19 protein-coding genes are annotated in these 24,879 nt (G+C 72.1%); 16 read left to right on the top strand and 3 right to left on the bottom strand.

The annotated features are described in order from the left end of the window. Positions 1–137 precede the first annotated feature (137 nt). The 10 genes from SCWH03_RS19080 to SCWH03_RS19035 all read left to right on the top strand — a co-directional run bounded on the left by SCWH03_RS19080 (position 138) and on the right by SCWH03_RS19035 (position 12,509). Positions 138–1,754: a peptide ABC transporter substrate-binding protein gene (locus SCWH03_RS19080; protein WP_173265472.1), complete on the top strand. Its 1,617-nt coding sequence runs from the start codon at positions 138–140 to the stop codon at positions 1,752–1,754. A 129-nt stretch (positions 1,755–1,883) separates the two neighbouring features. After that, positions 1,884–2,813: an ABC transporter permease gene (locus SCWH03_RS19075; protein WP_173265471.1), complete on the top strand. Its 930-nt coding sequence runs from the start codon at positions 1,884–1,886 to the stop codon at positions 2,811–2,813. Beyond that, the gene (locus SCWH03_RS19070; RefSeq protein ID WP_173265470.1) at positions 2,806–3,768 is read left to right on the top strand and encodes an ABC transporter permease; all 963 of its coding nucleotides are present in this window, start codon (positions 2,806–2,808) and stop codon (positions 3,766–3,768) included. The genes SCWH03_RS19075 and SCWH03_RS19070 overlap by 8 nt, the downstream gene beginning before the upstream one ends. Positions 3,769–3,779: 11 nt before the next feature. Then, positions 3,780–4,838, top strand: a complete 1,059-nt coding sequence (locus tag SCWH03_RS19065) for an ABC transporter ATP-binding protein (RefSeq protein WP_173265469.1) — start codon at positions 3,780–3,782, stop codon at positions 4,836–4,838. After that, on the top strand, positions 4,831–5,973 hold the full coding sequence (locus SCWH03_RS19060; RefSeq protein ID WP_173265468.1) for an ABC transporter ATP-binding protein: 1,143 nt from the start codon (positions 4,831–4,833) through the stop codon (positions 5,971–5,973). The genes SCWH03_RS19065 and SCWH03_RS19060 overlap by 8 nt, the downstream gene beginning before the upstream one ends. A 694-nt stretch (positions 5,974–6,667) precedes the next feature. After that, entirely contained in the window at positions 6,668–8,290 is a 1,623-nt protein-coding gene (locus tag SCWH03_RS19055) for a peptide ABC transporter substrate-binding protein (protein ID WP_173265467.1), read from the top strand. Between the two features lie 69 nt (positions 8,291–8,359). Next, positions 8,360–9,283 (top strand): ABC transporter permease, encoded by a 924-nt coding sequence (locus SCWH03_RS19050; protein ID WP_173265466.1) that lies wholly within the window; start codon positions 8,360–8,362, stop codon positions 9,281–9,283. Continuing rightward, a complete protein-coding gene (locus SCWH03_RS19045; RefSeq protein ID WP_173265465.1) occupies positions 9,276–10,262 on the top strand; it encodes an ABC transporter permease in 987 nt (328 codons plus the stop codon). The genes SCWH03_RS19050 and SCWH03_RS19045 overlap by 8 nt, the downstream gene beginning before the upstream one ends. 11 nt (positions 10,263–10,273) lie before the next feature. Next, positions 10,274–11,389 (top strand): ABC transporter ATP-binding protein, encoded by a 1,116-nt coding sequence (locus tag SCWH03_RS19040; protein ID WP_254076853.1) that lies wholly within the window; start codon positions 10,274–10,276, stop codon positions 11,387–11,389. Further along, positions 11,382–12,509 (top strand): ABC transporter ATP-binding protein, encoded by a 1,128-nt coding sequence (locus tag SCWH03_RS19035; protein ID WP_173265464.1) that lies wholly within the window; start codon positions 11,382–11,384, stop codon positions 12,507–12,509. Before SCWH03_RS19040 ends, SCWH03_RS19035 begins: the two co-directional genes overlap by 8 nt. Positions 12,510–12,746: 237 nt before the next feature. On the opposite strand, the gene SCWH03_RS19030 is transcribed toward SCWH03_RS19035, so the two are convergent. Further along, positions 12,747–13,373: a GNAT family N-acetyltransferase gene (locus SCWH03_RS19030; RefSeq protein ID WP_173265463.1), complete on the bottom strand. Its 627-nt coding sequence runs from the start codon at positions 13,371–13,373 to the stop codon at positions 12,747–12,749. Further along, positions 13,363–15,627, bottom strand: coding sequence for a penicillin acylase family protein (locus tag SCWH03_RS19025; RefSeq protein ID WP_173265462.1), 2,265 nt, complete (start codon positions 15,625–15,627; stop codon positions 13,363–13,365). Before SCWH03_RS19025 ends, SCWH03_RS19030 begins: the two co-directional genes overlap by 11 nt. An 80-nt stretch (positions 15,628–15,707) precedes the next feature. Between SCWH03_RS19025 and SCWH03_RS19020 the strand changes: the two genes are divergently transcribed. Both SCWH03_RS19020 and SCWH03_RS19015 read left to right on the top strand, forming a co-directional pair. Next, a complete protein-coding gene (locus SCWH03_RS19020; RefSeq protein WP_173265461.1) occupies positions 15,708–16,451 on the top strand; it encodes a siderophore-interacting protein in 744 nt (247 codons plus the stop codon). Between the two features lie 396 nt (positions 16,452–16,847). After that, entirely contained in the window at positions 16,848–18,065 is a 1,218-nt protein-coding gene (locus SCWH03_RS19015; protein ID WP_254076852.1) for a VanZ family protein, read from the top strand. A 16-nt stretch (positions 18,066–18,081) separates the two neighbouring features. Here SCWH03_RS19015 and SCWH03_RS19010 read toward each other — a convergent pair whose 3' ends face one another. After that, entirely contained in the window at positions 18,082–20,211 is a 2,130-nt protein-coding gene (locus SCWH03_RS19010) for a S9 family peptidase (RefSeq protein WP_173265460.1), read from the bottom strand. A 507-nt stretch (positions 20,212–20,718) separates the two neighbouring features. Here SCWH03_RS19010 and SCWH03_RS19005 point away from each other — a divergent pair. The 4 genes from SCWH03_RS19005 to SCWH03_RS18990 all read left to right on the top strand — a co-directional run bounded on the left by SCWH03_RS19005 (position 20,719) and on the right by SCWH03_RS18990 (position 24,834). Next, a complete protein-coding gene (locus SCWH03_RS19005) occupies positions 20,719–20,913 on the top strand; it encodes a DUF2304 family protein (protein WP_093652482.1) in 195 nt (64 codons plus the stop codon). 257 nt (positions 20,914–21,170) lie between these two features. Further along, positions 21,171–22,106 carry an N-acetyl-1-D-myo-inositol-2-amino-2-deoxy-alpha-D-glucopyranoside deacetylase gene (gene mshB / locus SCWH03_RS19000; protein ID WP_173265459.1) on the top strand — a complete coding sequence of 312 codons (936 nt, stop codon included), beginning with the start codon at positions 21,171–21,173 and terminating at the stop codon, positions 22,104–22,106. Then, positions 22,103–22,504, top strand: coding sequence for a DUF6113 family protein (locus tag SCWH03_RS18995; protein ID WP_173265458.1), 402 nt, complete (start codon positions 22,103–22,105; stop codon positions 22,502–22,504). The genes mshB and SCWH03_RS18995 overlap by 4 nt, the downstream gene beginning before the upstream one ends. Positions 22,505–22,680: 176 nt before the next feature. Continuing rightward, positions 22,681–24,834: a hypothetical protein gene (locus SCWH03_RS18990; protein WP_173265457.1), complete on the top strand. Its 2,154-nt coding sequence runs from the start codon at positions 22,681–22,683 to the stop codon at positions 24,832–24,834. Positions 24,835–24,879: the final 45 nt, after the last annotated feature.

Genomic DNA, 24,879 nt, shown 5'->3' with positions numbered 1-24,879 from the left:
CAATGGGTCAAGCGCGGTGGGGAGCGCCGGCTCACGAGCACACTCGCGGTACTCGGCGGGCGCGCTGTCAGGGGTGTCAGCGCGCGTAGACGGAGTGCCCTTCTTGCAGTGACTAGTGGACTCATGAGGAGGAACCCATGCGCGGTGCCAAGAGCGCCAAGTGGGTGGCCGGTGCGATCGTCGTCGCGATGGCGGCCACCGCCTGCGGTGGTGGCAGTGGTGACGAGGGCAAGAAGAGCTCGTCGGGCAAGCCCGAGGGCTATGTCTCGATCGACGTCGGCGAGCCGCAGAAGCCGCTGATCCCGGCCGACACCAACGAGAGCCTCGGCTCCTACGTCATCCAGTCGCTCTTCACTCAGCTGCTGGACTTCGACGCCGAGGGCGAGATCGTCTACACGAACGCCGAGTCCGTCACCACCGCCGACTCCAAGACCTGGACCGTCAAGCTGAAGTCCGGCTGGAAGTTCCACAACGGCGAGGCGGTCACCGCGCAGTCCTACGTCGACGCGTGGAACTGGTACGCCAACGTCGAGAACCAGCAGCAGAACAGCTTCTGGTTCTCGGACATCGCCGGCTACGCCGACGTCCACCCCGAGAGCGGCGCCCCGAAGGCCGACACGATGTCGGGTCTGAAGGTCGTGGACGACACCACCTTCACCATCGAGCTGACCGAGAAGGTCCCGTACTTCAACTACAAGCTGGGCTACTCCACCTTCGCCCCGCTCCCGAAGGTCTTCTACGACGACCCGAAGGCGTTCGGCAAGAAGCCGATCGGCAACGGTCCGTACAAGTTCGAGAGCTGGACGCGCAAGAAGCTGATCCAGGTCGCGGCCAACCCTGACTACCAGGGCCCGAACAAGGCGCAGAACAAGGGCATCCAGTTCAAGCACTACGCGACCGTCGAGGCCGCGTACCAGGACGTCGTCTCCGGCAACCTGGACATCATCCGCCAGGTCGGCCCGACCGACCTGCCGAAGTACAAGCAGGACCTCGGCGAGGGCGCCATCGAGCAGCCGTACGCGGCGATCCAGACCCTCGTCCCGGCGTTCTACACCTCGACCTTCAAGGACATGGACCCGAAGGTGCGCCAGGGCCTGTCGATGGCGATCGACCGTGAGACGATCACCAAGACCGTCCTGAACAGCACCCGCACCCCCGCGACGAGCTTTGTGCCGCCGCAGGTCAAGGGCAACCAGGACCTGGGCACGGACGTGTTCACATACGACCCGGCCAAGGCGAAGCAGCTGGTGACCGAGGGTGGCGGCGTCCCCGGCAACAAGGTCCTCATCCAGTACAACTCCGACGGTGGCCACAAGGAGTGGGTGACCGCCGTCTGCGAGTCGATCCGCAACGCGACCGGTGTCGACTGCGTCGGCGACGCCAAGCCGGACTTCGCCACGGACCTCGAGGCCCGCGACAACGACCAGGTGAAGTCGATGTACCGCGGCGGCTGGGTGGCCGACTACCCGGTCAACGTGAACTTCATCAAGGAGCTCTACCACTCCGGTGCCGAGGCGAACAACGGTCGCTTCAAGAACGCCGCCATCGACAAGATGATGGCGGAGGCCGACAAGGCCAACTCCCTCGAGGAGTCCGTGAAGGGCTACCAGGAGGTCGAGAAGAAGCTGCTCGATGAGATGCCGGCGATCCCGCTCTGGTACTACCGCATCAACGGTGGCCACGGCAAGGGCGTCGACAACGTGGAGGTCGACTTCCACGGTGACCTCGAGCTGACCGGAGTCACCGTCAAGTAACCCTTGACGGGTCCTCACCCCACTCGGCCATCACCCGCCGCCGTCGGTCATCCGGCGGCGGCGGTGGTCCGGGGGCTGTCCGCGATGTGTCGGCGCCCCGGGCCCGGTAATCCCCTCACGGAGGCACCTATGGGGCGCTACGTCGCACGGCGACTGCTCCAGATGATCCCGGTGTTCATCGGGTCAACTTTCCTGATCTTCGCCATGATGTACGCGCTTCCCGGCGACCCCGTCAGAGCGCTCATGGGGGACCAGGCTTTCGATCCCGCCGTCCTCGAGGCGAAGCGGCACGAACTCGGTCTCGACCTGCCGCTGTGGCAGCAGTACGTGAACTACTTCACCGGTCTGCTGCAGGGCGACTTCGGTACGGAGATCGGCAGCGGCCGACCCATCTCCGAGATCATCGCTCATGCGTTCCCCGTCTCCGTGCGGCTGACGCTGTTCGCCTTCACCTTCACGGTGATCGTCGGTATCGGACTCGGCATCGTGGCGGGCCTGAGGCCCGAGTCGGTCCGCGACCGCGGCCTCCTCGGCCTCACCCTGGTGCTGATCTCGATGCCCTCCTTCGTGCTGGGCTACCTGATGCAGTACCTGTTCGCGTTCCAGCTGGGGCTGACCACCCCGACCGTGCAGGACTCCGAGAGCTTCGGCGACCTGTTCCTCCCGGCGATCGTCCTGGGCTCGCTCTCCCTGGCCTATGTGGCCCGTCTGACCCGCACGTCGATCGCGGAGAACCTGCGCGCCGACTACATGCGCACCGCGGTGGCCAAGGGCCTGCCCCGCCGCCGCATCGTCGGCGTCCACCTGATGCGCAACTCGCTCGTCCCGGTGGTCACCTTCCTCGGTACCGACATCGGCAACCTGATGGCCGGGGCGATCGTCACCGAGGGCATCTTCAACGTGCAGGGTGTCGGTGACGCCATCTACGAGGCGCTGTTCCGCCGCGAGGGCGCCACCGTCGTCGGCATCGCCTCACTGATCGTCCTCGTCTATCTGCTCGCCAGCCTGCTCGTCGACCTGCTCTACGCGGTCCTGGACCCGAGGATCCGGTATGCCTGAGAAGACCGCAGCCACCGCGGTGTCCGCCGAGACCGAGGCCGGCGCCACCGCCCCGGACGACGCCCCCGCGGCCGTGACCGCCAAGCCGGAGAAGGCGCGCAGCCTCTGGTCCGACGCCTGGGGCGACCTGCGCCGCAACCCGCTGTTCCTGATCTCCGCCGGGCTCATCCTGGTGCTGCTGGCCATCTCGGCCTTCCCGGGCCTGTTCACCTCGGCCTCGCCGCGTGACGCCGACCTGGCCAACCACTACCTGCAGCACCCCAACTGGGGCCACTTCTTCGCCCCGGACTGGTTCGGCTACGACGGCCAGGGGCGTTCCATCTACGCGCGGGTCATCTACGGCGCCCGTGCCTCGATCATGGTGGGTGTCGGCGTCACCGCGCTGGTCACGATCATCGGGACCATCATCGGCATGGCGGCCGGCTACTTCGGCGGCCTCACCGACTCGCTGCTGTCGCGCGTCACCGACATCTTCATGGGCATCCCGTTCCTGCTGGGCGCGCTCGTCGTGCTGACCGGCTTCGAGAACCGCTCCATCTGGGTGGTCATCCTCGCCCTGGTGTTCCTCGGCTGGACCGTGATCGCCCGTGTCGCCCGCGGCGCGGTCATCAACATCAAGCAGGCCGACTACGTGGTGGCCGCCAAGGCGCTCGGCGCCTCCACCAGCCGCATCCTGCTCCGGCACGTCCTGCCCAACGCCCTCGCCCCGATCATCGTCGTCGCCACCATCGCCCTGGGCGGCTACATCGCGGCCGAGGCGACGCTGTCGTTCCTCGGCGTCGGTCTGGCCGAGCCCACCGTGTCCTGGGGCGTCGACGTCTCCAGCGGACGCGAGCAGCTCCGAAACGCGCCCCACGTCCTGATCATCCCCTCGGTGATGGTCTCGATCACGGTGCTCGCGTTCCTCATGTTCGGCGATGCGGTACGCAACGCCCTCGACCCCAAGCTGCGCTGAGGGAGGCGTACATGACCATCATCGAAACAACGGCGGACGTCCCCGCCCCCCGCGGCGATCGGCAGCACGAAGGCCCGCTGCTCGAAGTCCGCGACCTGCATGTGGAGTTCCACACCCGGGACGGCGTCACCAAGGCCGTCAACGGGGTGAACTACTCCGTCAGCGCCGGTGAGACGCTCGCCGTGCTCGGCGAGTCCGGCTCGGGCAAGTCCGTGACGGCCCAGGCCGTCATGGGCATCCTGGACATGCCTCCGGGGCGTATCCCCAAGGGCGAGATCCTCTTCCGCGGCCAGGACATGCTCAGGATGTCCGCCGAGGAGCGCCGTGCGCTCCGCGGCCGCAAGATCGCGATGATCTTCCAGGACGCGCTGTCGTCCCTGAACCCGGTGCTCTCGGTGGGCTACCAGCTCGGCGAGATGTTCCGGGTGCACGAGGGCCTGTCGAAGAAGGAAGCCAAGGCCAAGGCCATCGAGCTGATGGACAAGGTCAAGATTCCCGCCGCCGCCGCCCGGGTCGGCGACTACCCGCACCAGTTCTCCGGCGGAATGCGCCAGCGCATCATGATCGCCATGGCGCTCGCGCTGGAGCCGGACCTGATCATCGCCGACGAGCCGACCACCGCGCTCGATGTGACCGTCCAGGCGCAGGTCATGGATCTGCTGGCGGAACTGCAGGCCGAGTACAACATGGGCCTGATCCTGATCACCCACGACCTCGGTGTGGTCGCGGACGTCGCGGACAGGATCGCCGTGATGTACGCGGGCCGGATTGTCGAGACCGCGCCCGTCCACGAGCTGTACCAGCGCCCGGCCCATCCGTACACCCGGGGTCTGCTCGACTCGATCCCCCGCCTGGACCAGAAGGGCGAGGAGCTGTACGCGATCAAGGGTCTGCCGCCCAACCTGACGCGGATCCCCACCGGTTGCGCGTTCAACCCGCGCTGCCCGAAGGCCGGAGACGTCTGCCGCACGGACGTCCCGGCACTGCACCAGGTGACCGAGCAGGACGGCACCGAGCTGCCCGGCCGCGGCAGCGCGTGCCACTTCTGGAAGGAGACGATCCATGGCTGAGCTCAGCAAGAACGACGAGGCCCTGGTCGACTCCCCGGACCGCACCGGCGTCCAGCCGCCGGCCGCGGAGGCGAAGCCCGCCGGCACCGCCGGCGCGCCGGTCGACCGCGGCGAGCCGATCCTCCGGGTGCGCAATCTGGTCAAGCACTTCCCGATGACCCAGGGCATCCTCTTCAAGAAGAAGATCGGCGCGGTCAAGGCGGTGGACGGCGTCTCGTTCGACCTCCACCAGGGCGAGACCCTCGGCATCGTCGGCGAGTCCGGCTGCGGCAAGTCGACCGTCGCCAAGCTGCTGATGTCGCTGGAGACCGCCACGTCCGGTGAGGTCTTCTACAAGGGGCAGGACATCACCCGGCTGTCCGGGCGCGCGCTGAAGGCCGTCCGCCGCAACATCCAGATGGTCTTCCAGGACCCGTACACCTCGCTCAATCCGCGGATGACGGTCGGCGACATCATCGGGGAGCCCTTCGACATCCACCCCGAGGTGGCACCCAAGGGCGACCGGAGCCGCAGGGTCCAGGAACTGCTGGACGTGGTGGGCCTGAACCCCGAGTACATCAACCGGTACCCGCACCAGTTCTCCGGCGGTCAGCGGCAGCGCATCGGGATCGCCCGGGGCCTCGCACTGAACCCGGAGATCATCGTCTGCGACGAGCCGGTGTCGGCGCTCGACGTCTCCGTGCAGGCACAGGTCATCAACCTGATGGGCAAACTCCAGGACGAGTTCGACCTCTCCTACGTCTTCATCGCCCACGACCTGTCCATCGTCCGGCACATCTCCGACCGGGTCGGCGTGATGTACCTGGGCCGGATGGCGGAGATCGGCACGGACACGCAGATCTACGACCACCCGACGCATCCGTACACCCAGGCCCTGCTGTCGGCGGTGCCGGTGCCCGACCCCGAGTCCCGCGAGGTCCGGGAGCGGATCATCCTCTCGGGCGACGTCCCGTCGCCGGCGAACCCGCCGTCGGGCTGCAGCTTCCGTACCCGGTGCTGGAAGGCCGAGGACAAGTGCGCCACCGAGGTGCCGCTGCTGGCCGTCCCCGAGCGCTTCGCCGGCCGGGACACTCCTGCGGCACACGAGTCGGCCTGCCACTTCGCCGAGGAGAAGGACGTCGTGCACGCGGCCTAGTGTCCCGTCAGCAGGGTGCGCCCGTCGGGGCGCGGCGTCCGGCGCGGGGCGTCGCAGGGCGCCGGAGGGACCCCGTCGGGCGCCTGCCCGGTTGATTCGTCGACGCCGCAGTCCGCCGTGCCGGGCGGGTGGGGCGGGTGGGAACGCCGGGCGTCGCGACGGGGCGAGCACCGCCTGCCGCGGCACCAGCCGCGTCCGGGCGTCCGGGCACCGTGCTGACGGCCGGACGACGGGGCTCCCCCGAGGGGGAGCCCCGCTGCGTGCTGTGCCCGGCACGGGCGACCGCCCAGGCGGAAGGCCCGTGCGAAGCCGTGCGAAGGCCCGGCGGGGCAGAGCGCCGGGCCCGGCCGGATCAGGGGATCCGCGCGACCGCGCCCGGCTCGGACGCTCCCCACCCGGGGCGTCCTCCCCCGCACCGCCCCGGCCGAGAGGTCCGCGCCGGACGCTCCGCTTACCCGGGGGCGTCCGCTGCTCGCCCGGAGTCTTCCCCCGCCCGGTGCGGGAAGGGCCGCCCGGCCGACTGCGCCCGCTGCCGCGCACGGGCCGGGGCGGGGGCGGCCGTCCGGCGTCCCGGCCATCGCCCGTACGGCCCCGCGGTCGCCCACCCGTTGAGCCCAACCCGATGTGTGCTTTTCCCCTCGCCGTCAACACATGGAGTGCCCAGGCCGGATCGGCGACCAACTGGAGGCACCCCATGCGCGGAGCCGCTCACCTCACCCGGGCCGCCTGCGCGGCCGCCGTCGTCCTCGCGGCCGGCGCGTGCGGCGGCGGGGCACCGGCCGGCGGGCCCGACGGCATCGTGACGTCCTCCTGGGGCGACCCCCAGAACCCGCTGGAACCGGCGAACACCAACGAGGTCCAGGGCGGCAAGGTCCTCGACATGATCTTCCGGGGCCTGAAGCGCTACGACCCGAGAACCGGCGAGGCCGAGGACATGCTCGCCGAGCGGATCGAGACGGACGACTCCGTCGAGTTCACCGTCACCGTGCGGAGCGGCTGGACCTTCTCCGACGGCGAGCCCGTCACCGCGAAGTCCTTCGTCGACGCCTGGAACTACGGTGCGCACCTGGACAACAACCAGCGCAACGCCTATTTCTTCGGCTACATCGAAGGATACGACCAGGTCCATCCCGCCTCCGGCCGGCCCACCGCGCAGACCATGTCGGGCCTGAAGGTGACGGGCGAGCGGACCTTCACCGTCACCCTCACCCAGAAGTTCTCCACCTGGCCCGAGACCCTCGGCTACGCCGCGTTCGCGCCGCTGCCCAGCAGCTTCTTCAGCGACCACGACGGCTGGCTGGCCCGCCCCGTCGGCAACGGCCCCTACACCGTCGACAGCTACACCAGGGGCGCCCGGATGTCCCTGCGCCGCTGGGACGGCTATCCGGGTGAGGACAAGGCGCGCAACGGCGGGGTCGACCTGAAGGTCTACACCGACAGCAGCACCGCCTACACCGATCTGACGGCAGGTCATCTCGATCTCGTCGACGACGTGCCGGCGGCCCAGCTCCGCAACGTCAGGGCCGATCTCGGCGACCGGTACATCAACACCCCGGCCGGCATCGTCCAGACCCTGGCCTTCCCCTACTACGACCCGGACTGGAACAGGCCCGGACAGGAGAAGGTCCGCCGGGGCCTGTCCATGGCGATCAACCGGCAGCAGATCACCGACACGATCTTCCAGCGGACCCGTACCCCCGCCAAGGACTGGACCTCACCCGTCCTCGGTCCCGACGGCGGCTACGACGAGGGGCTGTGCGGCGTCCACTGCACCTACGACCCCGCCCGCGCGAGGAAGCTGATCGCCGAGGGCGGCGGCATCCCGGGCGGCCAGGTCAGGATCACCTACAACACCGACACCGGCTCCCACCGGCAGTGGGTCGACGCCGTGTGCAACTCGATCAACAACGCGCTCGGCGACGACCGGGCCTGCGTCGGCAACCCCGTCGGCACCTTCGCCGACTACCGCAACCAGATCACGCAGTCGAAGATGAGCGGCCCCTTCCGGGCCGGCTGGCAGATGGACTACCCGCTCATCCAGAACTTCCTCCAGCCGCTCTACTACACCGACGCCTCCTCCAACGACGGCAAGTGGAGCAACGAGACCTTCGACCGCCTGGTCGACCAGGCCAACGCGGAGACCGACCCCGCCCGGGCGATCGAGACCTTCAAGAAGGCGGAGGGCGTCGTCAGGGACCAGATGGCGGCCATCCCGCTCTGGTACCAGAACGGCAGCGCCGGCTACTCCGAGCGGATCTCCGACGTCTCCCTGAACCAGTTCAGCGTCCCCGTCTACGAAGAGATCACCGTCGACTGACGCCCAGCCCCAGCCGCCCAGCCGCCCACGCAACCACCTGCCTGCCCGCCCGGACCCGTGGAGCACATCATGGGACGTTATGTGATCCGGCGCCTGCTCCAGATGATCCCGGTGTTCGCCGGAGCCACCCTGCTGATCTTCCTGATGGTCAACGTCATGGGCGACCCCGTCGCCGGGCTCTGCGGAGAGCGGCGTTGCGACCCGGCCACCGCGGCCCGGCTGCGCGCGGAGTTCGGCCTCGACAGGCCCCTCTGGCAGCAGTACCTGACCTCCATGGGCAACGTCGTCACCGGGGACTTCGGCACCGCCTTCAACGGGCAGCCGGTCGTCGAGCTGATGGCCGACGCCTTCCCGGTCACCATCCGGCTCACCCTGGTGGCGATCTTCTTCGAGATCGTCATCGGCGTGGGCCTGGGCATGCTCACCGGGCTCCGCCGGGGCCGTCCCGTCGACACCGGCGTCCTGCTGGCCACCCTGGTCGTGATCGCCGTCCCGACCTTCGTCACCGGCCTGCTGCTGCAACTGCTGCTCGGCGTGAAGTGGGGCTGGATCCGGCCGTCCGTGTCCGCCGAGGCCCCGCTCGACGAGCTGATCGTGCCCGGGCTCGTCCTCGCCGCCGTCTCGCTCGCCTATGTCACCCGGCTGACCAGGACCTCCATCGCCGAGAACCGGCGCGCCGACTATGTGCGCACGGCCATCGCCAAGGGCCTGCCCCGCCGCCGCGTCATGACCCGCCATCTGCTGCGCAACTCGCTGATCCCGGTGGTCACCTTCATCGGCGCCGACATCGGCGCCCTGATGGGAGGGGCCATCGTGACCGAGCGGATCTTCAACATCCACGGCGTCGGCTACCAGCTGTACCAGGGCATCCTCCGCCAGAGCACCCAGACCGTCGTCGGCTTCGTGACGGTGCTGGTGCTGGTGTTCCTGCTGGTGAACCTGCTCGTGGACCTGCTGTACGCCGTACTCGACCCGAGGATCCGCTATGCCTGAGGCCCCCTACGGCGACGGACCGGCCATCGCGCCGGCCGGTGGCGGCGGCGCCATGGACCTCGCCACCGCCGAGGGCGGGACCCTGGAGCAGGCCCCTGCGCCCGCCGGCCCGTCCGGGCCGGGCCCCGCCGGCCGGCCGCGCAGTCTGTGGTCCGATGCCTGGCACGATCTGCGCCGCAACCCCGTCTTCGTCGTCGCGGCCCTCGTCATCCTCTTCCTGTTCGCCATCTCCGTCTGGCCGCAGCTGATCGCCCCCGGCAACCCCCTCGACTGCGACCTGGCCAGGGCGCAGCAGGGTTCCCGGGCCGGCCATCCCTTCGGCTTCGACGGCCAGGGCTGCGACGTCTACACCAGGACCGTCCACGGCGCCCGGACCTCGGTGACCGTCGGCGTCTGCGCCACACTCGGGGTGGCGCTTCTCGGCTCCGCCCTCGGCGGGTTCGCGGGCTTCCTCGGCGGGGTCCCGGACGCCCTGCTGTCCCGGCTCACCGACGTCTTCTTCGCCATCCCGGTCGTCCTCGGCGGACTGGTGCTGCTGTCCGTCGTCACGAGCGACACCGTCTGGCCGGTGATCGGGTTCATGCTGCTGCTGGGCTGGCCGCAGGTCTCCCGCATCGCCCGCGGTTCGGTGATCGCCGCCAAGCAGAACGACTATGTGCAGGCCGCCCGGGCCCTGGGAGCCTCACCGGCGCGGCTGCTCCTGAAGCACGTCATGCCCAACGCCGTCGCGCCGGTGATCGTGGTGGCCACCATCGCGCTCGGGACATACGTCTCACTGGAGGCGACCCTGTCGTACCTCGGCGTCGGGCTGCGGCCGCCGACGGTGTCCTGGGGAATCGACATCTCCGCCGCGTCGCCGTACATCCGCAACGCCCCGCACATGCTGCTCTGGCCGGCCGGCGCCCTCGCGGTGACCGTGCTGGCGTTCATCATGCTCGGCGACGCGGTGCGCGACGCCCTCGACCCCAAGCTGCGCTGAGGAGCACCGGCATGAGCACCGGCCCGAGCACCGGAATCGGCACCGGCCCGAACAACGGCCCGAAAACCGGCACTCCGCCCGGCGGGGCCGGCGTTCCCGGCGGGGAGCCCGGGGCGCCGGCGCCCTCGGGCGGCGCTCTGCGCTCGGGCGGCCCGCTGCTGGAAGTCCGGGACCTGCGGGTGGAGTTCCGTACCCGCGACGGGGTCGCCAGAGCCGTCGACGGCGTCTCCTGGTCCGTCGCCCCGGGCGAGACCCTCGCCGTACTCGGCGAGTCCGGGTCGGGGAAGTCCGTCACCGCCCAGGCCGCCATGGGCATCCTCGACACCCCGCCCGGCCGGATCACCGGCGGGGAGATCCTCTTCCGGGGGCGGGACCTGCTGAAACTGAGGGAGGACGAACGCCGCAGGATCCGCGGTGCCCGGATGGCCATGATCTTCCAGGACGCGCTGTCGTCGCTGAACCCGGTGCTGACCGTCGGCGACCAGCTCGGCGAGATGTTCACCGTCCACCGGGGCATGTCGCGCAGGGGCGCCCGGGCGAAGGCCGTCGAGCTGATGGAACGGGTCCGCATCCCGGCCGCGCGGGAGCGGGTCGGCCAGTACCCGCACCAGTTCAGCGGGGGGATGCGCCAGCGCATCATGATCGCCATGGCGCTGTCGCTCGAGCCGGATCTGATCATCGCCGACGAACCCACGACCGCCCTGGACGTGACGGTCCAGGCCCAGGTGATGGACCTCCTCGCCGAACTGCGCCGCGAACTCGGCATGGGACTGGTGCTGATCACCCACGACCTCGGTGTCGTCGCGGACGTCGCCGACCGGATCGCCGTGATGTACGCGGGCCGGATCGTCGAGACCGCACCGGTCCACGACCTGTACAAGGCCCCGGCCCATCCGTACACCCGGGGACTGCTCGACTCGATCCCCCGCCCGGACCGCAAGGACGCGGATCTGTACGCCATCAGCGGCCTGCCGCCCAACCCCGTGGCCGTCCCACCGGGCTGCGCCTTCCATCCGCGCTGCCCGATGGCCCGGGACGTGTGCCGGACCGGCGAACCGGAGCTGTCCCGGGTGAGCGCCGAGCGCGAGAGCGCCTGCTTCTTCTGGAGGGAGTGCCTCCGTGGCTGAGCCGACCCGGCCCGCCGAGCCGATCATCGAGGTGCGAGATCTGCACAAGCACTATCCGCTCACCCGGGGCATCGTGTTCAGGAAGCAGGTGGGGGCGGTCAGGGCGGTCGACGGCGTCGACCTCGACCTGTGCGCCGGCGAGACGCTGGGCGTGGTCGGCGAGTCCGGCTGCGGCAAGTCCACCCTCGCGAAGCTCCTGGTCAACCTGGAGCGGCCGACGAGCGGGGCCATCCGCTACAAGGGGGAGGACATCACCCGGCTTTCGGCGCGGGCCCTGAGGGCCGTCCGGCGCAACATCCAGATCGTCTTCCAGGATCCGTACACCTCGCTGAACCCCCGGATGACCGTCGGTGACATCGTCGGCGAGCCGTTCGAGATCCATCCCGAGGCCGCGCCGAAGGGCGACCGGCGGCGGCGCGTCCGGGAACTGCTGGACGTCGTCGGGCTCGATCCCGCGTATGTCAACCGCTATCCGCATCAGTTCTCCGGCGGGCAGCGCCAGCGCATCGGCATCGCACGGGGACTGGCACTGCGGCCCGAGGTCATCGTGGCGGACGAGCCCGTCTCCGCCCTCGACGTGTCCGTCCAGGCGCAGGTGGTCAACCTGCTGGAGCGGCTGCAGCAGGACTTCGGCCTCGGCTATGTGTTCATCGCCCACGACCTGTCGATCGTCCGGCACATCTCGGACCGGATCGCGGTGATGTACCTGGGGCGGATCGTCGAGACCGGGAGGGAAGCCGAGATCTGCGACCATCCCACGCACCCGTACACGCAGGCCCTGCTGTCCGCGGTGCCGGTACCCGATCCGTCGGCACGGGGGCGGGGGCCGGCCTGGGACGGGGGCGGGGACGAGGGGCACGGCGGCGGGGCCGGGAACGGCGGGGGCGGCGGGCGGATCATCCTTTCCGGTGATGTTCCCTCGCCCGCGGACATCCCCTCCGGTTGCCGGTTCCGCACCCGCTGCTGGAAGGCGCGGGAGCGGTGCGCGGGGGAGGAGCCGCATTTGGCGGTGCCGGAGCCGTTCAGGGATGTCCGGGGCCCGGCCCGGCACGACTCGGCGTGCCATTTCGCCGAGGTGAGGCGGGTGGTGCCGGGCGGTGGCCGGCGGGCTGCGGAGTGACGGCACTCGCCCCCTGCCTCGGGCGGCCGGTCGGGGTTGAGGCTCCGCCACGGGGCCGCGGGTGCGGGGGCTGACGGCCCCGGCCCCGATGCGGGTGCGGGGCCGGGGTGCCGACGCTCCCTCCCGGAGGCCGGAGCCCGCCCGGGGAGTGCCGGCACCCGCACAGCGCGTCCCGGCCGGCACCCGCCCGGGACGCCCCGGGCGGGACAGGGGTGGTCGGGGCTGGTCGGGGCGGGGCTACCGCGGCGCCAGCGCCTCGGCCGCCTCCCGGTGCAGGACCGCCAGCCGGGCCCGCTTCTCGGGGAGGAACACCTCGGGCAGGTCGATCTCCGGCAGGACGATCTCCGGACCGATCGTGAAACCGGTGCGCTGCAGCCGCTCGATCGCCCGGGTGTTGCGCACGTCCGGCTCGGCGATGATCCGTCGGACATCCCCGTCGGAGAGGACATGGCCGACGAGCGCTCCGAGCAGGGCCGCCGTGAAGCCCGGCCGCGGAGACCCCGTGGCCGGGCCGGTCATCAGATGGATCCCGATGTCGCCGGGCTCGACCTCGTAGCACTCGCTGACCCGGTCGGCCTCCGGCGCATAGGTCTGGAAGAGCATCACGGGTACGTCGTCGAGGAGGATCAGGAAGGCGTGGTGCGTGGTCAGCGAGTCCAGGTGCTCGTAGATCTCCCGTACCTGCTCGCGGCTCGTCTCGCCCATACCCCAGAAACGGGCCCGCTCCTCACCGACCCAGGAGTGGACGACGTCCGTGTCCCGTGCCGGGTCCAGGCGCCGTATGCGCACGGTGCCCAGCCCGTCGACGGTCTGCCGGTGCAGTGTCCCGGCCGTGCCCGATCCGGCGGCGGCTTCAGTGGTCATGTGTCTCCTCGGTGCGGTGTTCGGGGGTGAGCAGGTCGAAGTCGGTGACGACGGGAACGAATGCACCGCGCAGCCACAGCGGCAGCTGGTCGCGGCGGTGCGTGTCGCCGGGGATGCCCCGGGCACCCAGCGGGACCACCCAGAGGCTGTCCTCGCGCCGGGCGAGATCCCACACATAGCGGGCGGCGGGGCCGCGCACGCTCAGGTCGGTGACGCCGGGGACGCTGGAGGTGGAGAGCACGCAGTCGTGGTCGCCGGGCAGGCCCGGCCACTCCTCGCCGTCGGGGGCGGGCAGCGCCTGCCAGGGCGCGAGGCGGTGGCGCTCGCCCCAGGTGGCCTCCGGCCCGCCGGCCGCGGTGACGCCGGCCGCGGCGGCATCGTTCACGGCGGCATCGTTCACGGCGGCATCGTTCACGGCGTCGCGGACGAGTTCGGCCCGGTCGACGCCCGGCAGCCGGTCGGTCGTGAGCAGGTTCTCCAGGGCGTACCCGATCTTCGTCGGCAGATGGAGCCAGGGGAGGAACACCTCGGGGTACCCGAACGGACCGCGCAGCGGCTCCAGCGCCGGGTGGGCCGCGAGCCGCCGCACGACGGCCGAGCGGACGGCCGCGAACAGCGCGGCCCCGGTGCTGTCGGCGTCCATCCGGCGGTCCCACCCCAGCAGCCGGGTCCGCAAGCCCGAGGCGCCGGGGGTGAGGCCGCCCTCGTCCAGCGCGGCCAGAAGACCCAGCAGGGGTGCGGCAGATGCCAGCCAGGTGTCGGTGTGGACGGCCGCCATACCGGGCGCCGTCCAGTCGCCGGACTCCCGCAGCAGCGCGGCGATGCGGTCGGCCCGGTGCGGGGGTGCGAACTCCACGCCCAGAGGAGTGGCGATGCCCCGGGCGTTCGCCATCACGGCGTAGTCCCCGACCTCGGCACGGGGCGCCTCGTGCCATCCACGCCAGTCGTGCTCCGGTTCCCATGCGGGCACCACCCGCAGCCGGTTGGCCTCGTGCCGTACCGGGACGCGCCCGGCGACCCGGTGCAGCAGTCCGCCCTCGGTGTCCGCCGCCTGCACGACATTGACGGGCTCGACCCAGGTGTCGAAGGCCCGGTCGACGTCGCCGGTGGTGCGGGCCCGCAGGAGCGCCGGGATCGCCTCGAAGCCGAGGGCCGCGGTGACCCGTGGCGGGTAGCGGAGGCTGACGGCCTCCGACACCGTGCCGCTTCCTCCCGATGCGGCTGCGCCTTCGCCCGATGCGGCTGAGCTTTCGCCCGGTGCGGTGCCGCCTTCGCCCGGTATCGCGCTGCCCTCGCCGGGTATCGCGCTGCCTTCGCCGGGCACCGCGCTGCCCGCGCCCGGCGCCGGGGCGTCCCCGGCGATCACCGGGCCGCGTCCCGTCTCGATCACGTCGACGGTGACCGGGGCGCCACCCGCCACCTCGATCGTCTCGCGGTGGTGGGCGACCGGGCGCCAGCCGTCGGGGCCCTCCGCCTCGACCCCGTCCGCGGTGCGCCGCAGTCGCTCGCGGTACAGGTCCTGGTAGTCGGCCATGGCGTTGGTGATCGCCCAGGCGACGGAGCCGGTGTGGCCGAAGTGGGCGAGTCCGGGGACGCCCGGCACCGCGAGGCCGACGACGTCGATGCCCGGGCACACCAGGTGGATCTGCTGGTAGACGCCCGGGTCCTCGATGAAGCGGTGCGGGTCCCCGGCGATCAGTGGCGCTCCCGTCCCCGTCCGGGTGCCGGCGACCAGCCAGCCGTTGCTGCCCGAGGTGCCGGGGCCGTCGGTGGCGAACAGGGTGGTCAGGTCGTCGCCGAGCCGTCGTGCCACCTCCTCCCGCCACAGCTTGGTCGGGAACCCGGCGAACAGGATGTGGGTGGAGATCCAGATGCCGAGCGGCACCCAGGGCTCCCAGCGGCCGGGTTCGAGACCGGTGGTGGCGAACTCCGGTGCGTTCCGCGCGCCTTCGGCGAGCCCTTCGCCGACTCCTTCGGTGTAGGCCGCCACCCAGGCGGCCGTGTCCGCGTCCAGGGCCGCGAAGCAGCGCCGTGCGGTGTCCGCGAGCCGGGCCTGCCGGGCGAACCGGTCCCAGGCCACGGCGTCCGCGCCCAGGAACGCGGCTGTCGTGCCCTGCACCCGGTGCCGCTCGACCTCGATCTGCCAGGCCCGGTCGGCGGCGGCGTTCCGGCCTTGGGCCCGGGCCAGTTCCAGGGCGCTCGAGGCGCGCAGATGCGGGATGCCCCAGGCATCCCGATAGACCTCGATCGTCATACTGTCCCCAATTCTCCTACTGGCCGAGCCCCTAGGTTAGGCTGACCTAACCTTAGTCCGCGCATGGGGAGGAGACGGCAGTGGGGCATGGCTGGGAGGGCGTGGTCCTCAAACTGTTCCGGGGCAGGGACTTCGCGTTCACCGTGACGGGCGCGGAGCAGGTGACCGACCACTACCGCCGGATCCACCTCGCCGACGGCGGCATGCTCGCCGCCACGGGAGTGCATCCCACCATGTGGGTGCGCCTCTGGTTCGACGACGCCGGCAAGCCGCACCAGCGGGCCTTCACCCTCGTCGACCCCGATCCCGCCCAGGGCACCTTCAGCATGGAGTTCGCGCTGCACGACGGCCGTGCCAGCGACTGGGCGCGCAACGCCGAGCCGGGCGACAGGATCGACGCCACCCTCCAGGGGACCGGGTTCACCGTGCCCGACCCGCTGCCCTCGCGGATCTTCGCCGTCGGGGACCCGGCCTCGCTGCCCGCCGTCAACTCCCTGCTCGACGCCATGCCGGAGGTGCCCGCCACCCTGTGGTTCGAGACCCAGCACCCGTCGGACGCCGATCTGCCCCTGCGGGCCGGCGCCGCCCACCGCGAGGTGCGGCGGGTTCCCCGGCAGGACGGCGGCGCCGCCCTGGTGGCGGAGGTGAGGGCCGCGCTGCCGGGGCTGCTCGGCGACGACCGGTCGGACGCGTTCGTCTGGATCGCCTGCGACACGGCGACGACCCGGACCCTCACCGCGTACGTCCGCAAGGAGCTCGGCCTGCCGAAGGACCGGGTGAACGCGCTCGGGTACTGGCGGCCGGAGAAGCCCTCAGCGCGGTGAATGGCCGTCAGTTCCGCTGACCGGGCGGCAATGCGGCCGAAGCGGCCCGGGGCCCTGATACACGGACGCGGCAGCCTGGACCCCTCGCGGGCGTGCGGGTGGCGTGGACCGGGCGGGGCGCAAACCGCGCACTCCGGGGCGCGGGTCGCCCGACCCGTCCGCCGGATGCGTCCGGCGGTGCTTCGGCGGGGGCGGAGCCATGCCGGGCCCGGAGGCCGGCGGCCCGCTGCCGGGAACGCGGAGAACAGCCCGCGGTCCGGCGGTGGCGGCGCGTGCCGGAGCGGGCTGCGGCCGTGCGCCACCGTCCGCTAACCTGAGGCGTGGCCGGAGGATCCACCGCCGGGACGCGCATCCGGTGCCGGTGCCCTGGCCCGGGAAGTCGGTCTCCTCTCCTCCATGGCCCCGCGGCGGCGTCCGCCGCAGAAAGCGCTCGCCGTGCTCCGTGCCTATCTGCTGCCCGTCGAGGTCGCGGTCACCGTGTTCCCGCTGATCGCCGCACTGATCGTGGTCCCGGTCGCGATCCGCGGCTACCGCCGCCGCGGGCGAGCCGGTGGCTGGCCCGTGCTGGTCTTCTACAGCTTCGTCTTCTACCTTCTGGCCACGCTGCTGCAGACCGTCGTGCCGCTGCCCGCCGACACCGACGGCCACTGCGCGGTCACCCGCTATGCGGAGCGGCCCCAGCTGGAGCCGCTCGCCTTCCGCGGGACGGTCTCCACGGCCGCGGCGGGGGACTGGGCTCCCGCCCACCTGGTGACCCTGGCTCCGGCGTGGACCACCCTGCTCAACGCCGTGCTCCTGCTGCCCCTGGGCGTCTATCTGCGCTACTACCTGCGCCGGGGGTTCCTCTCCAGCGCGGTGCTGGCGTTCGCCACCTCGCTGTTCTTCGAGACCACCCAGTACACGGGACTGTGGTTCGTCTACGCCTGCCCCTACCGCCAGTTCAACGTGGACGACCTCATCCTCAACACCGCGGGAGCCATGGCCGGATGGATCGTCGCAGGGCCGCTCGGCCGCCTGCTCCCGGTCAACAACCCCGCATCCGAACGCAGCCGCTACGGAGCTCGCGTCACCCTGCCCCGCAGAGCCCTGGCCTTTCTGACCGACACGGCCGGCTGGCTCGTCGTCTGGACGCTGTTCGCGGGCCTGCTCGGTGTCGCCGCTGACTGGCCGACGGGCCGGCGCCACGCGCTGCCGGCCGGGGCCGTCCTCGGTCTGCTGTGGTTCTGGCTGCTGCCCGCCGCGATGGCCACCACCGTCGGCAAACGTGCCCTGCTGCTCCGCGTCACCCGCCCCGACGGGAGCCCGCCGGGAGCGCTGAGGATGACGGTGCGCACCGGAGTGCTCTACTTCCCGCTCGCCCTGCTCTGGCTGACCCTGGTCCACGAGACCGGGACCCTGGCCATGCCCGGTCCGCTCGGTGCGGTGCTGCCCTATGCGACCGTGTTCGGGGCCGTGGTGCTGTGGGGGGCGCCGCCGCTCGCGGCCCTGCTCCGACGAGACGGCCGCGCTCCGCACGAACGCTGGTCCGGGACCGTGAACCGTGCCGTCATGCCGCCAAAGGACGACGTTCCCGGGCCGCCGGTTCCCGAGCCGGCCGGAGACCGGCGGGGGTGAGGCGGGCCGGTTCCCCTCAGCCCGTGCCCAGGGCGCGCCGCAGGAAGTCCGCCTGGAGCAGCAGCAGGTTCTCCGCGACCTGCTCCTGGGGCGTCATATGCGTGACGCCCGTGAGCGGGATCAGTTCATGGGGACGGCCTGCGGCGAGCAGCGCCGATGACAGCCGGAGGCTGTGTGCCACCACCACGTTGTCGTCCACCATCCCATGGATGATCATCAATGGCCGGGCGGGCTCGGCCTCCTCGGCCAGTGCGCCGTTCGCCACGAGGGAGTTCGCCGTGTACCGCTCCGGGCGCTCCTGCGGGTGGCCGAGATAGCGCTCGGTGTAGTGGGTGTCGTACATCCGCCAGTCGGCGACCGGCGCGCCCGCGACCGCCGCGTGGAACACATCGGGCCGGCGCAGCACCGCGAGGGCCGCGAGGTAGCCGCCGTAGGACCAGCCGCGGATCGCCACCCGGCCGAGATCCAGCGGGAACCGTCCGGCCAGGGCGTGCAGTGCCTCGATCTGGTCCTCAAGGGCGACCGTCAGATCGCCCTTGATCGCCTTCTCCCAGGCCGGTGAACGGCCCGGTGCACCGCGCCCGTCCGCGACCACCACGGCGAATCCCCGGTCGGCGAACCACTGGGAGGTGAGATGCGGATGGTGCGCGGCGAGCACCCGCCGGCCGTGCGGTCCCGCGTAGGGATCCAGCAGCACCGGAAGGGGACCGTCCGATTCCTGGTGATCGTGTGGAAGGAGCACGGCGCATGGAATCCGCCGTGCGCCCCCTTCGAGCAAATGTGCGCGGGAGGAGAGGACCGGCTTCTGTGCGTACGAGGCGATCACGGCAAGCGGTTCGCCGTCCCTCAGCACCCGGACCGTCGTGCCGGCCGCGTCATCGGGGCGCGCCGACGCGAGCACCGTCACCGCCCCCGAGCGCACCGCCCCGTGCACCCCCGCGCCCTCCGAGACCCGCTCCACCCCGCGCCCGCCGACCCGGTACACATGGATCTCGCCGATCTCCGGCTCCACCGCCTCCTCGCCCGCCGACGCCGAGACCAGCACATCGGTGGCGCCGACATCCAGGACCGCCCCGATGTGCAGCCGCGGTCCCGTCAGCGGCCGGCCGCCCACCGCCAGCACCCGGGCCCCGCCCTCGTCCGCGATCCGCACCAGCCGGCCGCCCGGCGCCCATCCGGGCACCCCGTCCGGCAGTTCGACCCACGCCGGGTCCTCGTCGACGTGCACCGTGCTCGTGGCGCCGCTCTCCGGGTCTACGGCCAGGTACAGCGCAGTGCGCTGGTCGCGGGTCTGGACGAGCAGCAGCGGCGGGCCGGACGGCGACCAGTGCACCCGCGCCAGGTACGGATACCGCTCGCGGTCCCAGACCACCTCGGTGCGCCTGCCGTCGAGCCCCATCAGCAGCAGCCCCACCGCGGCGTTCGCCGTCCCGGCGGCGGGGTACGCGGTGCTCGCCGGCTCCCGCTCCGGATGCGCGGGGTCCGTGATCCACCAGCGGCGCACGGCGGTGTCGTCCACCCTCGCCACCAGCAGCCGGTCCGACTCGGGCGACCACCAGAAGCCGCGTGAGCGGCCCATCTCCTCGGCCGCGACGAACTCCGCCACCCCGTACGATGTGTGCGCGCCGTCCGGTTCGGCGAGCGCCCGGTCTCCGTCGCCCTCCGCGCCCACGACGCGCAGCGCGCCACCGGCCGCGTAGCCGACCAGACGCCCGTCCGGCGACGGCCGCGGGTCGATCACCGGTCCGGCTGCGGGCAGTTCGCGAGCCGTACCGGCCCGCAGCTCGGCCGTGAACAGGCGGCCGGACAGCGCGAACGCCGCCAACTCCACCTCGCGGTCCACCGCGTAGCCGACGATGCCCCCGCAAACCTCGCGGCTGCGTTCCCGCCGTGCGCGCTCCTGCGCGGGCAACTCCTCGACCGCGCCGCCCAGTAGCACCCCGGGGTCCGCGGCCACCCGCTCGCCCACCTCGTCCCCGAGGTCCAGCACCCAGAGCAGGTGGGAGCGGTCCGTCCCCGAGGGGGACCTGAGGAACACCACCCGGGAACCGTCCGGTGCCACCGTGAACGCGCGGGGCGAGCCGAGGGTGAAGCGCTGAGTCCTGGCGTACTGGCGAGGGAAGGAGAGTTGCTGCTTCGAGGTCATGGAGGCGAACCTAGTGCCGGGCCAGGCGGCGTTCGCCCGCCGCGGCGCCCCCGCCGCGGCGCCAGGCTCGGCGCAGGCCCGGCGCGTTCCCGCGCTGCCGGATCAACCGGGTGGGCCGACGGCGAGCCCGCGCCGGCGCCTTGCGACGCACCGCACCGGAAGCCGCGCCGTTCCGTGCCGTTCACTGCCACGGCGGGCTGTCCGGTGCTGTCTGGTGCTGTCTGGTGCTGTCCGGTGCTGTCCGGTGCTGTTCAGCGCCGAACAGTGCCGCTGGGCGCCGTGCTGTTCCTTGACGGGAACCCCCTGTCCGACGCGGTACCGCCCGTGCCGGTCCGCCGTCCTCCCCGACGTACCGGGAGGTCCGAGGCCGTGCGCCCCCGTGTGCTGCCGTGCACCGATCGATGCGGCCGAACGGATAGTTATGATCCCTAGCGCCGAGTGGGTAGGAACCTTCCGGCACATGCACGCTGCCCGTTCCCGACCGAATATCTGTGGAGGTGAGCCGCCGTGGCACTCTCGATTTCGGCGGTGGTGCTGCTGGCGATCGTCGTCTTCCTGCTGGTCCGGAAATCCGGACTGAAAGCCGGACATGCGGCGGTTTGCATGCTTCTCGGGTTCTATCTCGCCAGTTCCTCGATCGCGCCCACCATCACCGAACTGACGACCAACGTTGCGGGCATGATCGGCGGGCTCAAGTTCTAGTGCCGGGTCGGGCCGTGTCGGGCCGGGTCGGCCCGTCGAGGGGTGGTGCGGCGTGCGGTGCTGCGCGATGCGGGCGCGGTGTGCGGTGCGGTGCGGGGTGCTGCGCGGTGCGCCCCAAGGCGCCGGGTCGGCTTCGCAGTCGGCCCCCCGGTTGATCCTGTAACACCGCGATGCGCTGTGCCGGCCGTGCGGGGCGCCGCGACGGGGCGAACGCCGCCTGGTGCGGCACTCGACCGCGGCCTCGTACGCTGGGAGCCATGACGGATCTCCCAGCCCGTCGTCTGCTCCTGGTGCATGCGCACCCCGACGACGAGTCGATCAACAACGGCGCCACGATGGCCCGGTACGCCGCAGAAGGCGCCCTGGTCACCCTGGTGACCTGCACTCTCGGCGAGGAGGGCGAGGTGATCCCTCCCGCGCTCAGACATCTCGCCGCGGACGAGGACGACGCCCTCGGCCCGCACCGGGCCGGCGAGCTGGCGGCTGCCATGCAGGAGCTCGGCGTCCTCGACCACCGACTGCTGGGCGGCGCCGGACGCTTCCGCGACTCGGGGATGATGGGGGTCCCGCAGAACCACCGCCCGGGCGCGTTCTGGACCACGCCCGTGGACGAGGCCGCACCGCATCTCGTCGAGGTGATCCGCGGGGTGCGGCCGCACGTTCTGATCACATACGACCCGCACGGGGGTTACGGTCACCCCGACCACATCCAGGCGCATCGGGTCGCCATGCGCGCGGCGGAACTCGCCGCGGACCCGGCCTTCAGGGGCGACCTCGGCGCTCCCCACCGCATTGCCAAGATCTACTGGAACCGGGTGCCGCGCTCGGTGGCCGAGGAGGGCTTCGCCCGCCTGCGCGCCGCGGACGTGGAGTTCGCGGGCGTCGCCGCGGTCGACGACGTCCCGGGCGTGGTCGACGACTCGGAGGTGACCGCCGAGATCGACGGCACCCGTCACGCCGTGGCCAAGGCCGCCGCGATGCGTGCCCACGCCACGCAGATCGCCGTCGACGGGACCTTCTTCGCGCTCTCCAACGACCTCGGGCAGCCGCTGTTCACCACGGAGTACTACCAGTTGGTGCGGGGAGTCCCGGGCGCACCCGCGGGCGAGCGCGAACGCGACCTCTTCGCCGGGGCGGACACCGGCGACGCGGCGGGCGGCCCGGCGGCGGCGGCAGGGGAGACCGGGCGATGAGCGGGTCCGGAGCCCGGCAGGCCAGGCCCCCTAAGGCGGCGCGTGTCGCCGCCTACCTCGGTCTCGTTGTCCTCGGCGCGGCGGTCGGATCCGCGGGTTCGCTGGTCCAAGCCGCCTGGTTCCCGCTCGGGTTGCTCCTCGCGCTGCTCGGGACGGCCGGGCTCTTCTACGGCGGGCTGCGTGCCACCGGTACCCAGCTCGGCGTCGTCGCGCCCGCTGCGGGCTGGGTCGCCTCGGTGCTGCTGCTGAGTGCCGGACGGCCGGAAGGCGACGGCCTCTTCGCGGGCGGCCTCGGTGAGATCGTCTTCCTGTTCGGGGGGGCCGTGCTGGCTGTGATGTGTGCCACCATGACGCGGTTGCCGCAACCGGGTGGATCCTCCGGCCGACTTGGCGAGTGACGTGTCCCATCTGAGGCCGAATTGCCCGCGCTCGTCGGGCCGCCCGAGGGCCGCCGCTTCCAGCGGTCGCCGGATAGGGCCCGGCGGCGGCCAGTATGGTGGTGCGCGCCGCCGAGCCGCCCGCAGCAACGAGAACCAGACATAACGGGCGGCGGAGCCAACCGGGAGAACCTGCTTTGAGCCGTGAAACTGACAGTTCGTCCTCCGGTCCCCAGGGGCGCGGCGGGGCCGCTTACCCTTCGGGGACGCCACCGTACGGATCCCGCCGGTATCCGTCGCTGCACCCGACGCAGGACGCTCCGGAGGAGGCAGCCGAACCCGCGCCCGCGCGGAAGCCGGACGAGCCCAGGACCGAGACGACGCTGACGACCCGCATCCGCATCAACATCCCGGGGTCGCGTCCGATCCCGCCGGTGGTCATGCGCACACCTATGAGCGACCTCGACGGGAAGGGCGCCCCCGGATCCCGCGACGGGGCCGGTGAGCCCGCGGAGGGCGCACCCCGCCCGCCCGCGCCCGCCCGGTCCACCGCGGCCGCCGCCGGGGACCGGGCCGCGAGGAGTGCCGAGGCCCCGGCGAAGCCGGCCGAGGAGAAGACGAGCGACTGGTTCGCCCCGCGCAGGACGCCCGGCCCCACGCCGTCGGGGGCCGCCGTCCCCTCCCCGGCGAACGCCCCCGGCTCCGGGGCGAACGCGGTACCGGGACCACGCACCGAGGACACCGGAGCGCACCGGGCGCCGGGCGCACCCGCCCCGCGGAACGAGCCGGTGCCCGCCGCCCCCGGGCTCACCGGCCCGCAGGGCGGCGGGGGCCGGCCCCACAGCGGTCCGGACGCGCCGTCGCCGGACCCGGAGGCCCCCGGCCGGGGGGCACCCGGGCCGCGGCCCCCGGGCGCCGGCCCCGCGGGCCCCACCGCAGGACCCGTCCCGGGCGCCTCGCCGTTCGGCCCCGGAGCCCACGCCGGCGGTGCACCGGGCGCCGGCGGGGCCGGCCAGGCAGGTCCTCCGCGGATGAGCGACGACACCGCCGTCCTCACTCCCCGGCAACCCGCGCCGGAATCGCCTCTGGGCGGTCCCGGCCTGCCCGCTGGCCCTGGCGGTCCCGGTGGCCCCGGTGGCCCTGGCGGCCCCGGTGGCAATGTGCCGGGCGACACGCTCACCAGCGGCCTCCCCGTGGTGCCGGCGGAGCACCGCTCCCCGTTCCAGCCCTCCGGCCCCGACGGCGCGGCTTCCCCCTGGCCTTCCGGGCCCGGCGGCGGCGACTTCCCCGTGCCCGACTTCCCGGACCCCGCGACCTCCCCGCCGTCCGCGTCCGGTTCCTCGGCGGTGCCGTCGCCGTCCCCGCGCTCCGCGGCGGCATCGGCGTCGTCCGGCCCGGCGGGGAAGGGCCGGTCCAAGCTGGTTCTCGCCGGTGCCGGGGTGTTCGGCCTGCTTGCCGTCGCCTACGGCGCGGGGCTGCTGCTGAACCACTCCGAGGTGCCCAAGGGCACCACCGTCCTCGGCGTGGACATCGGCGGCGGCACCAGGGAGGAGGCACAGGCGAGGCTGGACGCGGCGCTCGGCCAGCGTGCCACGTCCCCGCTGCGGCTCAGCGTCGCCGGCCAGAAGGTCCAGCTCGCGCCGGACAAGGCCGGCCTGACCCTGGACAGCCAGGCGACGGTCCGCGGGGCCGCGGGCAGCGACTACAACCCCGTGTCCGTCATCGGTTCCCTCTTCGGCGGCGAACGGGTCGCACAGCCGGTCATCCCGGTCGACGAGGAGAAGCTCGGCGTCGCCCTGACCGATCTGGCGGGCACGTCCGGATCGGCCTCCGAGGGCACGATCAGGTTCGAGCCGGGCAGGGCCGTCGCCGTTCCCGGGAAGGAGGGCAGGACGCTGGACGTCCGGCAGTCGATGATCTCGGTACGGGATGCGTTCCGCGCCCAGGTCGAGACGGGGATCGTGAACGACATCGAGCTGCCCGTGGCCGCCCGGGAACCGACGATCACCGAGACCGAGCTGAACCGGGCCATGGAGGAGTTCGCGGAGCCGGCCATGTCCGGCCTGGTCACGATCAGGGCGGGCGGCAAGGAGATCCAGTTCGGGCCGGCGAGGTCCCTGCCGAGGATCCTGTCGATGAAGGCGGTCGACGGACGACTCGTGGAGGTCTACGACAAGCAGGCCATCACGGAACTGCTGGACGGGGTCTTCGACGGGATCACGGTCACCAAGGGCGACGGGAAGGAGTACCCGGTGTCCGCCGACGACGTCGCCTCCGCGATGCAGAAGGCACTGCTCGGCACGACGCCCGAGGAGCGCACCCGGACGATCGAGCTCGACGGACGGGGCTGAGCCGGCCCGCCGCGACGGCTCGGCCCGCCCGCCGCTCAGTCCCGC

The organism is Streptomyces pacificus (genome assembly GCF_011766325.1).
Taxonomy (GTDB): Bacteria; Actinomycetota; Actinomycetes; order Streptomycetales; family Streptomycetaceae; genus Streptomyces; species Streptomyces pacificus.
This window is presented reverse-complemented; position numbering and strand designations above follow the sequence as displayed.